This window comes from Cellulomonas sp. ACRRI, from assembly GCF_022346185.1.
Classification (GTDB): Bacteria; Actinomycetota; Actinomycetes; order Actinomycetales; family Cellulomonadaceae; genus Cellulomonas.
Window position 1 is genome coordinate 1 of sequence record NZ_JAKRMS010000121.1, and the last position, 13,074, is coordinate 13,074.

13 protein-coding genes are annotated in these 13,074 nt (G+C 75.6%); 6 read left to right on the plus strand and 7 right to left on the minus strand.

What is annotated here, in order from left to right; genetic code table 11:
• Positions 1-507 precede the first annotated feature (507 nt).
• Both lnt and MHY85_RS17115 read left to right on the plus strand, forming a co-directional pair.
• Entirely contained in the window at positions 508-2,073 is a 1,566-nt protein-coding gene (lnt, locus tag MHY85_RS17110) for an apolipoprotein N-acyltransferase (protein WP_239198561.1), read from the plus strand.
• Positions 2,070-2,864 (plus strand): polyprenol monophosphomannose synthase, encoded by a 795-nt coding sequence (locus MHY85_RS17115; RefSeq protein ID WP_239198564.1) that lies wholly within the window; start codon positions 2,070-2,072, stop codon positions 2,862-2,864. Before lnt ends, MHY85_RS17115 begins: the two co-directional genes overlap by 4 nt.
• A 66-nt stretch (positions 2,865-2,930) precedes the next feature.
• On the opposite strand, the gene MHY85_RS17120 is transcribed toward MHY85_RS17115, so the two are convergent.
• The 3 genes from MHY85_RS17120 to MHY85_RS17130 all read right to left on the minus strand — a co-directional run bounded on the left by MHY85_RS17120 (position 2,931) and on the right by MHY85_RS17130 (position 4,949).
• Positions 2,931-3,275, minus strand: a complete 345-nt coding sequence (locus tag MHY85_RS17120) for an RNA polymerase-binding protein RbpA (protein ID WP_147793582.1) — start codon at positions 3,273-3,275, stop codon at positions 2,931-2,933.
• A gap of 215 nt (positions 3,276-3,490) precedes the next feature.
• On the minus strand, positions 3,491-4,588 hold the full coding sequence (locus MHY85_RS17125) for a glutamate--cysteine ligase (protein WP_239198567.1): 1,098 nt from the start codon (positions 4,586-4,588) through the stop codon (positions 3,491-3,493).
• A 70-nt stretch (positions 4,589-4,658) separates the two neighbouring features.
• Positions 4,659-4,949 carry a DUF4287 domain-containing protein gene (locus MHY85_RS17130; RefSeq protein ID WP_239198570.1) on the minus strand — a complete coding sequence of 97 codons (291 nt, stop codon included), beginning with the start codon at positions 4,947-4,949 and terminating at the stop codon, positions 4,659-4,661.
• Between the two features lie 114 nt (positions 4,950-5,063).
• Between MHY85_RS17130 and MHY85_RS17135 the strand changes: the two genes are divergently transcribed.
• Complete coding sequence (locus tag MHY85_RS17135; RefSeq protein ID WP_239198573.1) at positions 5,064-5,678, plus strand: shikimate kinase; 615 nt, start codon at positions 5,064-5,066, stop codon at positions 5,676-5,678.
• 53 nt (positions 5,679-5,731) lie between these two features.
• Here the strand turns inward: MHY85_RS17135 and MHY85_RS17140 are convergent, their stop codons facing one another.
• On the minus strand, positions 5,732-5,941 hold the full coding sequence (locus MHY85_RS17140) for a helix-turn-helix transcriptional regulator (RefSeq protein ID WP_239198576.1): 210 nt from the start codon (positions 5,939-5,941) through the stop codon (positions 5,732-5,734).
• Positions 5,941-6,420 (minus strand): DUF2975 domain-containing protein, encoded by a 480-nt coding sequence (locus MHY85_RS17145; RefSeq protein WP_239198579.1) that lies wholly within the window; start codon positions 6,418-6,420, stop codon positions 5,941-5,943. Before MHY85_RS17145 ends, MHY85_RS17140 begins: the two co-directional genes overlap by 1 nt.
• Positions 6,421-6,541: 121 nt before the next feature.
• Between MHY85_RS17145 and MHY85_RS17150 the strand changes: the two genes are divergently transcribed.
• From MHY85_RS17150 to MHY85_RS17160, 3 genes are all read left to right on the plus strand, one after another.
• Positions 6,542-8,047 carry a PQQ-binding-like beta-propeller repeat protein gene (locus MHY85_RS17150; protein ID WP_239198582.1) on the plus strand — a complete coding sequence of 502 codons (1,506 nt, stop codon included), beginning with the start codon at positions 6,542-6,544 and terminating at the stop codon, positions 8,045-8,047.
• Between the two features lie 39 nt (positions 8,048-8,086).
• On the plus strand, positions 8,087-9,268 hold the full coding sequence (locus tag MHY85_RS17155) for an epoxide hydrolase family protein (protein WP_239198585.1): 1,182 nt from the start codon (positions 8,087-8,089) through the stop codon (positions 9,266-9,268).
• Positions 9,269-9,407: 139 nt separating this feature from the next.
• Positions 9,408-11,768, plus strand: coding sequence for an excinuclease ABC subunit UvrA (locus MHY85_RS17160; protein WP_239198588.1), 2,361 nt, complete (start codon positions 9,408-9,410; stop codon positions 11,766-11,768).
• 12 nt (positions 11,769-11,780) lie between these two features.
• Here the strand turns inward: MHY85_RS17160 and MHY85_RS17165 are convergent, their stop codons facing one another.
• Both MHY85_RS17165 and MHY85_RS17170 read right to left on the minus strand, forming a co-directional pair.
• Positions 11,781-12,137: a RidA family protein gene (locus MHY85_RS17165; RefSeq protein WP_239198591.1), complete on the minus strand. Its 357-nt coding sequence runs from the start codon at positions 12,135-12,137 to the stop codon at positions 11,781-11,783.
• Positions 12,138-12,439: 302 nt separating this feature from the next.
• The coding region (locus tag MHY85_RS17170; protein WP_239198594.1) for an HNH endonuclease signature motif containing protein at positions 12,440-13,074 on the minus strand (635 nt) is incomplete at its 5' end.

The following is a 13,074-nucleotide window of genomic DNA, read 5'->3' on the forward strand; positions in this document are numbered from 1 at the left end:
CCCGGCCACCCGCGTCGCCGCGTCGACCATCGCCCCCGCCACCCCGCGTCGCGCGGACGGGTGAATCCGCTGCTCCGGACGGTCCGCCGCGTCACCCGATCGGCGCTGCGCGCGGTCCCCGAGGCGGCGCGGGCGACACGCCGAACGACACGCCGACGCGTCTCGACCATCTGGACAAATCCGGCACTGCTCGACGCGCGACGCGACCTGCGGCGATGTCGCCGTGCGGCCCCGCGGGACCCTTGACACCCCCCGCCGGTTCGATAGGTTCTCGGGAGTGGTCCGGCGAAGGCGCCGCTCGGTGAGCGCCTCAGGGGGCAGGACGTCCGGGCCACGTCGGGCTCCGACCAGGCCCGCGTGTTCACTAGAGAACGGGCGCCGCCCAGGCGGTGTCGTGCGGTACGAAGGACACGCGGGCCGGTCGGTCGGCTCCCACCCCGGAGGCGTCCGCGCCGCCGTGGCCCGGCGCGGCACCGACCGGACAGGTCGGTGCCGTACCCTGGCGCGGTGCCGCTCCGTGACCCCTCCCGCTGGTGGAGCGCGGTCCTGGCGGTCCTCGGCGGCCTGCTGACCTGGACCGCGTTCCCGGACCTCGGCTGGTGGTACGCCGCCGCGCCGGGCGTCGCCCTGCTGTTCCTCGCGATGCGGCGCGACAGCGCCCGGTGGAACGCCCTGGTCGGCTGGCTGTGGGGCCTGGCGTTCTTCGTGCCGCTGCTGACGTGGGCGGACGTCGCGGTCGGGGCGGTGCCGTGGATCGCGCTCTCGGTGGCGGAGGCGGGCTTCGTCGCCCTGTTCGGCGCCGCGTGGTCCTGGGCCCGGCGCGGCGAGGCCGTGTGGCGGCGCGCGTCGCTGCAGCTCGTCGTGTTCCCCGTGCTGTGGGTCGCGGTCGAGGAGCTGCGCGGCATGTGGCCGTTCGGCGGGTTCCCCTGGGGCCGGCTGGCGTTCTCGCAGGCGGACTCCCCGGCGCTCGCCCTCGCGCGGCTGGGTGGCGCGCCGCTGGTGTCGGGGGCCGTCGCCGCCGCGGGCGCCGCCCTCGCCCTCGCGTGGCTGGCCGCGCGCCGGTTCGCGCTGCTGCCGCTGCTCGGCCGGGTCGCCGTGGCGGTGGCGCTGGTGGTCGCGGGGCTGCTCGTGCCGACGGGCACCCGCGCCGAGGACGGCCACCTGACGGTGGGCGCCGTGCAGGGCAACGTCTCCGAGCCCGGCCTGCACGCGTTCGACAACCGCCGCGAGGTGCTGGACAACCACCTCGCGGGCACGTACGCGCTGCTCGACCAGGTCGAGCCCGGCGACCTCGACCTCGTCCTGTGGCCCGAGAACGGCACCGACATCGACCCGGAGGTGGACGCCCAGGCCGCCGCGGACATCGACGCCGCCGCCCGGGCCGTCGGTGCCCCGATGCTCATCGGCACCATCCAGTACCCGGAGTCGGGCGGCCGGTACAACACGTCGCTGCTGTGGGAGCCGGGCGTGGGCCCGGTCGCGTCGTACTCCAAGCAGCGTCCGGCGCCGTTCGCGGAGTACATCCCGCTGCGGGACCTGGTCCGGCCGTTCTCGTCCGCCGTCGACCTGGTGCGCAACGACATGCTCGCGGGCACCGAGCCCGGCGTGGTGCCGCTGGAGTCCGGGCGTCTCGGTCGCACGGTGCAGATCGGTGACGTCATCTGCTTCGAGGTCGCCTACGACGGGATCGTCCGCGAGGCCGTGCGCGAGGGCGCCGAGGTGCTCGTCGTGCAGACCAACAACGCCTCGTTCGGGTTCTCCGCCGAGTCCACGCAGCAGCTCGCGATGGCGCGGCTCCGCGCGGTCGAGCTCGGCCGGGCGACGGTCCAGGTCAGCACGGTCGGCGTCAGTGCCGTGATCGCGCCGAACGGCGCCGTCGCGCAGGACACCGAGCTGTTCACGCCCGACCAGCTCGTGGCCCGGCTGCCGCTGCGGCAGTCGCTGACGCCCGCCGCCGCCCTCGGTGGCTGGCCGAGCGGCGTCGTGGGGGCGCTGGCCGTCGTGATGACCCTGGCCGGCGCGGCGGGTGCGTGGCGGGTGCGCCGCGAGGACCGCCCGGAGGGTGCGGCGTGACGCCGGCCGGTCCCGCCCCGGCCGGGCGGGTGCTGGTCGTCGTGCCCACGTACGACGAGCGCGACAGCCTGCCACGGGCGCTGGCGGCCCTGCGGCTGCACGTCCCGGACGCGGACGTGCTCGTGGTGGACGACGCCTCGCCGGACGGCACCGGGGAGCTGGCCGAGCGGATCGCCGCCGCCGACGCCGCGGAGCGCGGGCGCACGGCCATCCACGTGCTGCACCGCACCGGCAAGCAGGGCCTCGGCACCGCGTACGTCGCGGGGTTCCGCTGGGCGCTCGACCGGGGGTACGACGCGGTCGTGGAGATGGACGCCGACGGCTCGCACCGCGCGGAGGACCTGCCGCGGCTGCTGGACCGGGTGCCGGACGCCGACCTCGTCATCGGCTCGCGCTGGGTCCGCGGCGGGCGCGTCGTCAACTGGCCGGTGCACCGCCAGCTGCTGTCCCGCGGCGCGAACGTCTACGCCTGGCTCGCGATGGGGCTGCCGGTGCGCGACGCCACGGCCGGGTTCCGGGCCTACCGCGCGGGCACCCTCGGCACCCTGGCCCTCGGCGAGGTCGCGTCGCACGGGTACTGCTTCCAGATCGACATGGCGTGGCGGGTGCTCAAGGCCGGCGGCCGGGTCGTCGAGGTCCCGATCACCTTCGTGGAGCGCGCCGAGGGCCGGTCCAAGATGAGCCGGTCGATCGTGGTCGAGGCGCTGGTGCTCGTCACGGTGTGGGGCGCGCAGGAACGGGCCCGCCAGCTGCGCGACCTCGTGCGCCGCGCGGCGGGCCGCCGGCGCTGACCCCGGGGACGACGACGGGCCCCGCACCCGAGGGTGCGGGGCCCGTGCACGGCCGTCCCGAGGTGCTCAGGCGCTCCGGCGCAGCTTGCCGGCGCGGAGCAGGTCGAGCCGCTCGTCCAGCAGCTCCTCGAGCTCCTTGATGGTGCGGCGCTCCAGCAGCATGTCCCAGTGGGTGCGCGGGGGCTTGGTGGCCTTCGGCTCCGGCTTGGACGCGTCGCGCAGCAGCGCCTCCTCGCCGCACCGGCACTCCCACACCACCGGGACGTCGGCCTCGACCGAGAACGGCAGGATGATCGTGTGCCCGTTGGGGCAGTCGTAGTACGCCTGGAGACGCGGCGCGAAGTCGACGCCCTCGTCCGTCTCCATGCTGTGGGACCCGATGCGCATACCGCGCAGGGACCGGTTCGACATCAGGGACCTCCGTGCCTTGACTTGCAGACGTATCGCTTGTTCGGCGGGTTCAACGTCCGGGGACCGTTCAGTGTTCCAGTGTGGCGTGAAGGTCCGGTGAACGCGCGGCGGGGGCGGCCGGGTGACCGCGGGCGGGGACGGGGTGCGACCGCGACGCCGCTGGTCAGCGGGCCGCCCTCGCCGTGTCACGTGCGTCACGCCGCCCGCCGGGGGCGTCAGCCGAGCGTGCTGCGGACCGCGCGACGGACCAGCTCGGCGTCGTCCGCCCCCTCGTGCCGCCACCGCCGCTGCTGCTGCGCGCCGTTGCCGCGCCGGAGCAGCGCGTCGAGGTGCTCCCGGACCCAGGGCAGGTCGCCGGTGCGCTCGAGCGCCGGGGTCACGTGCCGCACCAGCTCGTCGACGGCCTGCGCCGCGCGCACGGGGCGTCCCGTGGCGGGGCTGACCAGGTCGCCGGTCAGCCCGGAGCGCGCGGCGCGCCAGCCGGCCACCCGCACCTCCTCCGCGCGGGGCTGCGGGCCAGAATCGGTCGCGCCGTCCAGCGCCGTGTCGGCCAGTCCCCGCACCAGCGCACCGAGCAGCACCGCGTCCTCGGGATCGAGGCAGACGTCCGCGACCCGCACCTCCACGGTCGGGTACCGCGCCGACAGCCGGGCGTCGAAGTACACCATCCCGGTGTCCAGGATCGTCCCGCTCTCGACCAGGGACCGCACCGTCTCCCGGTAGGTGGCCGCGTCGCCGAACGGGGCGGTGGCGCCGGCGGTCGGCCACCGGCCCCAGACCTGCGACCGGAAGCTCTGGTACCCCGAGTCGTCCCCGCGCCAGAACGGGCTGTTCGCGGACAGCGCCAGCAGCACGGGGTTCCACCGGCGCAGGTGGTCGACGACCCGCACGCCCTCCTCGTCGTCGGCGACCTCGACGTGCACGTGGCAGCCGCAGGTCAGCTGGTCGCGCGCGGTCTGGGCGAACTCGGCCGCGATGTCCTGCGCCCGGCGGTTCACCACGACCGTCGGCTCGACGTCCCGGGGCGAGGTGGCGAGGGCCGCGATCCGGGCGCCCGCGTGCTGCGCGGAGGAGTCGGCGCGCCACCGGCCCGCGCGCACCTCCTCCAGCAGCGACCCCAGGTCGGTGCACGGGTGCGTCGACGTCTCCACCTGCTCCTGGGCGAACTCCTTCTCCAGGTTGCCGCCCGGCTCGCCCGCGTCGTCCCCGTCGCCCTGCGACGAGGCGTGCTGCAGGACGGCGGCCGCGACCGCCCGCGGCGAGCCGTCCTCCGCGACGAGCAGGAACTCTTCCTCCACACCGATCGTCCTCACGCGGGAAGTCTGACCGCCGTGCTCGCATCTGTCCTGCTGAGCGGCCTGCCCGGCGCGGGGGCGTCGAGGGTCAGTGCGGGTGGGTGGCCCGGCCGTCGAGCCAGAGGGTGGCCGACTCGTCGCGGTGCGTCCCGGTCGACCCGACGTGCTTCGTGCCGATCTGCGGGCCGTTCTTGATCACGTGCACGAGCGCCATCGCGTGCCCGCGGCCGAGGCCGTAGTCCTCGGCCAGCCAGGCGACGATCGCGCCCGCCTTCACGTCGTCGGCGGCGAGGCCCCGGGCGGTCGCCTCGTCGACGAGGGCGCGGGGGGTCTTGCCGGTCTTCTGCTCGATCGCGTCGAGGTAGGCCTGGAACGACATCGGTCGGGTCCTCTCGGTCCGGCGGGGTGCCGGGGCCGAGTGTGCCAGCGGGGCTCGCGCCGCCCGGGCGGGCGCGCCGGTCGCCGCGGGGGACCGGTGCGGCAGACTCGTCCGGTGCCCGCCGTCCGTCCTCCTCGTCGACCGGGCGGCGCCCCCGGCCCGCTGCTGGTGCTCGTCGGCCCGGCGGGCTGCGGGAAGTCGACGGCGGGCGAGGCGGCCGCGCGCCTCCTCGGCGTGCCGTTCGTCGACGCGGACGCGGTCGGCGAGCGGTACTACCGCGAGGTCGGCTGGGACCTCGACCGGCTGGTGGACCGCGTGGCGGCGGTGGGGCGGCTCGCCGCCGAGCGCGAGTGGGAGCCCGCCCGCGCGCACGCCGTCGGGCGGCTGGTCGCGGGCCACCCCGGCGCCGTCGTCGCCCTCGGGGCGGGCCATACCACGTACGGCGACCCGGCCCACCGCGAGGCGGTCCGCACCGCGCTCGCGAGAGCGGGTGCCGTGGTCCTGCTGCTCCCGGCCGCCGGGCGCGACGACGCGCTGCGGGTGCTGCGGGCGCGGGCGGTGGCGACGAAGGGCACCGACTGGGTCCGGGGCGGTCACGACTTCCTGGCCGGGTGGCTCGACGACCCCGCGGTGCGGGAGCTGGCGACCGACGTGCTGGTGACGGGTGGCGAGCCGCCCGCGCGCACGGCCCGGCGCGTCGCCGCGGTCGCACGGCGGGGAGGTCGCTGACCGCGGCCCGGGTCCCCGGGAGGTCCGGCGCGGTCGGTCCAGGGCCCGCCGGGCTACTCGTCCGGGACCCACTCCAGCAGGTCGCCCGGCTGGCAGTCGAGCACCCGGCACATCGCCTCCAGGGTGCTGAACCGCACGGCCTTGGCCCGGCCGTTCTTCAGCACGGCCACGTTCGCGGGGGTGAGCCCGACCCGCTCGGCGAACTCGCCGACGCTCATCTTGCGGCGGGCGAGCTCGACGTCGATGCGCACGACGATCGGCATCAGATCACCGCGTCCAGGTCGGTGCGCAGGGCCGTGGCCTGGCGCAGCAGCGCCCGCAGGACCAGCAGCACCAGGGCGACGACGGTGACGACGGCGGTGGAGAGGAAGAGCAGCATCGGCAGGCCGGGGTCGTCGGCGTGCAGGCCGACCCAGACGAGCACGCCGACCAGCACGAGCCAGCCCGCGGCGACCGCCCACACGATCGCGTCGACCCAGCCGAGCGACGCCTCGGTGAAGATGCGGTCGCGGCGCACCAGGGTCAGCAGCCGCCAGGTGGCGACGATCACGACCTGCACGCACAGCACCCAGAAGATCGTGATCACGGTGGCGGGCCAGCGCAGGGCGGCGTCCTCGGGGTTCTGCTCGGCGAGGTACCGGAACTGGCCGGGCAGCGACAGGGTCTGGAAGACGACCAGGATCCCGAACAGGACGACGAGGGCGAGGCGGAGCAGGGCGGTGGCCCAGCGGTCGACGGTCATGAGATCGATGATCGCGCGGAATCTATCGACAAGCAATAGATCGGCGCGGTCTGCGCCAGGTCCACGCAGATGGGGCACGGGACCCGCCCACACGGCCCGCCGCCGCGCGTAGGTTGCGGGCATGACCCGCGAGGACGCGATGCAGGAGGTCGAGCTCGACGCGGCCGGCGACGAGGGGTGGTCGGCGCCGGGCGACGCACCGGCGGAGGCCGCCCGGCGCCGGCGCCGGCGCACCCTGCTGCGCTGGTGGCCCCTCGCCGTGGTCGCGGCCGCCGCGGTCGGCGCGGGCCAGCTCGTCGCGGGCGCCCGCGAGCGCGAGCGGGTCGTCTCCGCCCGCGGGGTCGACGGGGTCGTGGACCACGACCTGGTGCCTCCGCTCGCTGTCGAGCCGCTCGCCGGAACCGAGGACGCCCCCGCCGCCCGCACCGGCATCCTCGCGGGCGACCTGCGGGTCGACGCCGAACGGCCGGTGCTCGGCGAGCCGCGCGCGGTCGTCGCCGTCGTCGCGGCGGACGGACGGCGTGCGTGGCGCACCGAGGTGGAGCCCGCCGCGCGGGCCGAGGCGCAGCCGTCGATGCAGACACCCGCCTGCTCCGCGGTCGACGAGCCGACCACCCGCGTGATCTGCCTGGTGGAGGACAGCCCCACGACCCCCGAGGCGGACGGCGCCTGGTCGGCCGGCCCGCCGACGCGCACCCGGATGCTGACGCTCGACGCGGCGACGGGTGCGGTCCTGGCGGAGCGCGAGCTCGCACCGATGGCGTCCGCGGTGGTCGACGGCGACAGCCTGCTGCTCGCGCAGGTCGACGACCAGGACGTGCTCCGGGTGACGCGCGAGGACGCCGAGGCCGTCACGGGGTCGGTGGGCGCCCCGTCGTGGTCGACGGTCCTGGCGAACGGGCCCCTCGACGGTGGTGGGTGGGGCACCCCGGGGATCTGGGTGGACCGGGGGCACCTCGTCGTCGGCTCCGCGGTCGCGTCCTGGGTGCTCGACCCCGACGACGGCACCGTCGTGACGGCCGGCAGCCGGGTCTGGGTCGGCCGGACCGGTGCGCTGCTGTCCTGGAGCGGGGACGACGCCGTGGTCCGGCTGCTCGCGTCCGACGGCACGGGCGGTGCGCGGGTCTCCGGGACGCCGGTGTGGCTCGCGGTGGACGACGGCAGCGCCCCGGGCCTCGAGCTGCTGTCCCGGGTGGTCGACGGCGGCCGGCGGCTCTCGGCCGTCGTCGCGGTGACCGGCGAGGTCGTCTGGGAGCGGGCGTCCGACGACGACACCGACGGCGCGCTGATCCTGCTCGGTGGCGTGCTCTACGGCGCGGACGGCACCACGGTGTGGGCGGTCGACGCCGCCGACGGGCGTCAGATCTGGCGCACCCCGCGCGAGCCGGACGCCGACGGCACGCCGCTGACGGACCTCACCGGGGACTGGCTGCGCACGCTGACCGACGGCCGCCGCCTGCTGCTGCAGCAGACGACGGCCGACGGGCCGGTGCTGGTCGCGTGGTCGCTCGCGTCGGGGGAGCGGCTGTGGGCGGAGCCCATGCCGGCCGAGGTCGGCCCGTTCCTCCAGGTCGTGGACGGCGCGCTGGTGGGTGGCACCGAGACCCCGCTGCGCATCGGCGGCTGACCCCTCCCGGTGGCGCCGCACCGGTCCTAGGGTGGCCCCATGCCGGACGCCGAGCACGGCCCCGCGGCCCCCGAGCCGTTCACCTCGCGCACCGACCCCGCGGCGCTCGCCGACCTGCGCGCCCGGCTGCGCGCCACCCGGTGGCCGGACGTCCCCGAGGACGCGGGCTGGTCGCAGGGGGTCGACGTCACCTGGCTCCGCGACCTGGTCCGCACCTGGGCGGAGGAGTTCGACTGGCCCGCCCGCGAGGCCGAGCTGAACCGGCTGCCCCGGTACCGGGTCCGGGTCGGCGGCCACCGGGTGCACCTGGTGCACGCCCGCGCCGTCGCCCCCGCGGGGCCGGTGCTGCCCGTGGTCCTGACCCACGGGTGGCCGGACTCCTTCTGGCGGTACTCCGAGGTCGTCGACCTGCTCGCGGACCCCGGCGCGCACGGTGCCGACCCGGCGGACGCCTTCGACGTCGTCGTGCCGGACATCCCGGGGTTCGGCTACTCCGACCCTCCGGCGCGGGCCCTGGACTCGATCGCGGTCGCCGGGCTGTGGGCCGAGCTGATGACCACGCTCGGCTACGACAGGTTCGGCGCGGCGGGCGGCGACATCGGCAGCCACGTGACCCGGTACCTCGGGCTGGACCACCCCGACCGGGTCGTGGCCGTGCACCGCACCGACGCGGGCGTGCCCCGGCCTCAGGACGACCCCGCGACCCTCACCCCGCAGGAGCGGGACTGGCTGGACGACGTCGCCGGGTGGGTCGCGACCGAGGGCGCGTACGCGGTGCTGCACCGGACCAAGCCGCAGACGCAGGCGGTGGGCCTCACCGACTCGCCCGCGGGCCTCGCGGCCTGGGTGGGGGAGAAGCTCCGGTCCTGGAGCGGGGGCGGCGGCGACCCCGAGGGGTCGCTCACCCGGGACCAGATCCTCACGAACCTCACGATCTACTGGCTCACGGGGACCATCGGGTCGTCGATGCGGATGTACCGGGCCAACGCCGCGATCCCGCCCGAGCAGCTGGCCCGCCGCGTCGAGGTGCCGTCGGGGTTCTCGATCTTCGCCGGCGACGTCCTCCGGCCCCCGCGCGCGTGGCTGGAGCGGACCGCCCACGCGGTGCGGATCACCGAGCCGCCCCGCGGCGGGCACTTCGCGCCCATCGAGCAGCCCGAGGCCTACGCCCGCGAGCTGCGGGACTTCTTCCGGCCCTACCGCGCGGCGCTGGCGGACTGAGCGGGACAGGACGCGGCACGCACGCGGCCCCGGGGACGGCGGGGCGCGGCACCGAGGTCCTTGCGCGCCGTCGCGCGGCCCGTCAGGCTGGACCGCCACCTCCCGTCCACGTCCGCGCCCGACCCAGCAGGGAGACCCGATGCCGACGTCGCACGTCGCCGACAGCCACGACCTGATCCGCGTGCGGGGCGCGCGGGAGAACAACCTCAAGGACGTCGACGTCGAGATCCCGAAGCGCCGGCTCACCGCGTTCACCGGGGTGTCGGGCTCGGGCAAGAGCTCGTTGGTGTTCGCGACGATCGCCGCGGAGTCGCAGCGGATGATCAACGAGACCTACAGCGCCTTCGTGCAGGGCTTCATGCCGACCCTGGCGCGCCCGGACGTCGACGTGCTCGACGGGCTGACGACCGCGATCATCGTCGACCAGGAGCGGATGGGGGCGAACCCGCGGTCCACCGTCGGCACGGTGACCGACGCCAACGCGATGCTGCGGATCGTGTTCAGCCGGCTCGGGCAGCCGCACATCGGCTCGCCGCAGGCGTTCTCGTTCAACGTCGCCTCGGTCAGCGGCGCCGGCGCGGTGACCTTCGACAAGGGCGGCGTGCAGACCAAGGAGCGCCGGGAGTTCAGCGTCACCGGCGGCATGTGCCCCCGGTGCGAGGGCCGCGGCGACGTCCAGGACTTCGACCTGACCCAGCTGTACGACGCGGACAAGTCGCTCGCCGGCGGCGCGCTCACCGTGCCGGGCTACACGATGGACGGCTGGTACGGGCGCATCTTCGCCGGCAGCGGGTTCTTCGACATGGACAAGCCGATCCGCGACTTCACGAAGCGGGAGCTGGCCGACCTGCTGCACAAGGAGCCGACGAAGATCAAGGTCGAGGGCATCAACCTCACCTACGAGGGGATCATCCCCAAGATCCGCAAGTCGATGCTCGCCAAGGACGTCGACGCGATGCAGCCGCACATCCGGGCGTTCGTGGAGCGGGCGGTCACGTTCACCACCTGCCCCGAGTGCGGCGGCACCCGGCTCAACGAGGGCGCGCGGTCCTCGAAGATCCGCGGGATCAGCATCGCGGACGCGTGCGCCATGCAGATCAGCGACCTCGCGGCCTGGGTCCGGGGCCTGGAGGAGCCGTCGGTCGCGCCGCTGCTGGAGGCCCTCGGGGAGACGCTGGACTCGTTCGTGGAGATCGGTCTGGGCTACCTGTCGCTGGACCGCCCGTCGGGGACGCTGTCGGGCGGTGAGGCGCAGCGCACCAAGATGATCCGGCACCTCGGGTCCTCGCTCACCGACGTGACCTACGTGTTCGACGAGCCGACCATCGGCCTGCACCCGCACGACATCCAGCGGATGAACGAGCTGCTGCTCCGGCTGCGGGACAAGGGCAACACGGTCCTGGTCGTGGAGCACAAGCCCGAGGCGATCGCCGTCGCGGACCACGTGGTCGACCTCGGACCCGGGGCGGGGACGGGCGGCGGCCAGATCGTGTTCCAGGGGAGCGTCGAGGAGCTGCGCCGCAGCGGCACGCTCACCGGGCGGCACCTGGACGACCGGGCCTCGCTCAAGCCCACCGTCCGGTCCCGGTCCGGGGTGCTCGAGGTCCGCGGTGCTTCCTCGCACAACCTCAAGGACGTCGACGTCGACCTGCCGCTCGGCGTGCTGACCGTGGTCACCGGCGTGGCCGGGTCGGGCAAGTCGTCGCTGATCCACGGGTCGGTGTCGAAGCGGGACGGCGTGGTGGCGATCGACCAGGGCGCGATCCGCGGGTCGCGGCGCAGCAACCCCGCGACCTACACCGGGCTGCTGGAGCCGATCCGCAAGGCGTTCGCCAAGGCCAACGGCGTGAAGCCCGCGCTGTTCTCGGCCAACTCCGCCGGCGCCTGCCCGACCTGCAACGGGGCGGGCGTCGTGTACACCGACCTCGGCATGATGGCCGGCGTCGCGACGACGTGCGAGGAGTGCGAGGGCCGCCGGTTCCAGGCGTCGGTCCTCGAGTACACGCTCGGCGGCAAGGACATCAGCCAGGTGCTCGCGATGTCGGTCACCGAGGCGGAGGCGTTCTTCGGCGACGGCGAGGCACGCACCCCGGCGGCCCACGCGGTGCTGGACCGGCTCGCCGACGTGGGGCTGGGGTACCTCAGCCTGGGACAGCCGCTCACCACGCTGTCCGGCGGCGAGCGGCAGCGGCTGAAGCTCGCGACGCACATGGGCGAGAAGGGCGGCGTGCTCGTGCTCGACGAGCCCACCACCGGCCTGCACCTGGCGGACGTGGAGCAGCTGCTCGCGCTGCTAGACCGGCTGGTCGACTCCGGGAAGTCGGTCATCGTGATCGAGCACCACCAGGCCGTCATGGCCCACGCCGACTGGATCGTCGACCTCGGGCCGGGCGCCGGGCACGACGGCGGCCGGGTGGTGTTCGAGGGCACGCCGGCGGACCTGGTCGCGGCGCGGTCGACGCTCACCGGGGAGCACCTGGCGGCGTACGTGGGGGCCTGACCGGGGTCCGGCTCAGGCCACCGGGACCGACGCGACCGCCTCGATCTCGACCAGCACACCCGGTCGCGACTCGGGCACCGACACCACGGTCACCGCGGTGCGACGCCGCCCCCACACCGCGGCGCTGGCCTCGAACGCCGCCGTCGGGTCGACGCCCGCGGTGAGGAAGATCCGCAGGATCGCGACGTGGTCGGCGTCGGTGCCCGCCTCGGCGAGCACGGCGAGGACGTTGCGCAGCGCCTGCTCGGTCTGGGGGCCGAGGCCGTCGAGCAGGGTGCCGTCGGCGTCGAGGCCGTTCTGGCCGCCGACGTACAGCGTGGGGCCCGGGGGCAGCACCATCCCCTGCGCGAACGCCGGGCTGCGCACCATCCCGGGCGGATCGACCGGGACAGGACGGGCATCGGGGTGGGTGGACATCGTCGGCTCCCTCCGTCGGAGGACCCCAGCATGCCGCGGCCCACTGACAGCGACCCCGGCCGGGTGCGTCGCGGGTGCTCGGGCGGGCGCGCGGTGGCGGCTGCTATCGGGGGACGACGGCGGCCGTCGTGGGTGCTCCGGGCGGGCGCGCGGTGGCGGCTGCTGCGGGGGGGACGACGGCGGCCGTCGCGAGTGCTCGGGCGGGCGCGCGGTGGCGGCTGCCACGGGCGGACGCCGGCCGCGCGAGGGGCGCGTCAGAACGGTGGGGGTGCGTCGTAGGGGTCGGTGGTGGCGTCGTGGGTGTGGCCGGTGCCGGGTCGGGTGAGGTACCGGTGCCCGGCGGGGGTGATCCACTCGAACAGCCCGGGGGCGATCTGGCGTAGCCGGAACCCGCCGTCGGTCTTCAGGCGGTGGTGCCGGTGGCACAGCGGGCTGAGGTTGTCCGCGTCGGTGCGGCCCAGCGGTGTGTCCGGTGGGTCGCCGGGTTGGGGGTGGTACTCGATGGTGTGGTCGAGGTCGGCGTAGCGGGCCGGGACGGTGCACCCGGGTGCGACGCAGGTGGTGTCCCGGGTGCGGACGAACTCCACGAGGCCGGCGGGTGGTCGGTAGCGCTGGCGTCCGACGTCCAGGACCTGGTGGGTGGCGGGGTCGGTGATGATGCGCCGCCAGATGCCGCCGTCGGCCAGGGCGCGGGCGCGTACGGCGTCGATGGGGCCGTAGCCGTGGAGGTCGGCGGGGTGGTCGTCCAGGCCCAGGAGGGTGGAGGCGGCGATGGTGAGGTTGACCTCGGCGCCGGGGCGTCCGGCGCAGCGGGTGCAGCTGCGACGCGCGGCGGCGGTCGTGGGGTCGGTCGCGGGCACGCCCGGGACCGGCACGGCCGGCGCGGGCT

Excerpts from the sequence above, each read along its gene's own strand:
- MHY85_RS17120 (WP_147793582.1), bottom strand. The coding sequence starts at position 3,275 with ATGTCGAACCGGTCCCTGCGCGGTATGCGCATCGGGTCCCACAGCATG.
- MHY85_RS17130 (WP_239198570.1), bottom strand. The coding sequence starts at position 4,949 with ATGTCGTTCCAGGCCTACCTCGACGCGATCGAGCAGAAGACCGGCAAG.
- MHY85_RS17140 (WP_239198576.1), bottom strand. The coding sequence starts at position 5,941 with ATGCCGATCGTCGTGCGCATCGACGTCGAGCTCGCCCGCCGCAAGATG.
- MHY85_RS17145 (WP_239198579.1), bottom strand. The coding sequence starts at position 6,420 with ATGACCGTCGACCGCTGGGCCACCGCCCTGCTCCGCCTCGCCCTCGTC.
- MHY85_RS17150 (WP_239198582.1), top strand. The coding sequence starts at position 6,542 with ATGACCCGCGAGGACGCGATGCAGGAGGTCGAGCTCGACGCGGCCGGC.
- MHY85_RS17155 (WP_239198585.1), top strand. The coding sequence starts at position 8,087 with ATGCCGGACGCCGAGCACGGCCCCGCGGCCCCCGAGCCGTTCACCTCG.
- MHY85_RS17160 (WP_239198588.1), top strand. The coding sequence starts at position 9,408 with ATGCCGACGTCGCACGTCGCCGACAGCCACGACCTGATCCGCGTGCGG.
- MHY85_RS17165 (WP_239198591.1), bottom strand. The coding sequence starts at position 12,137 with ATGGTGCGCAGCCCGGCGTTCGCGCAGGGGATGGTGCTGCCCCCGGGC.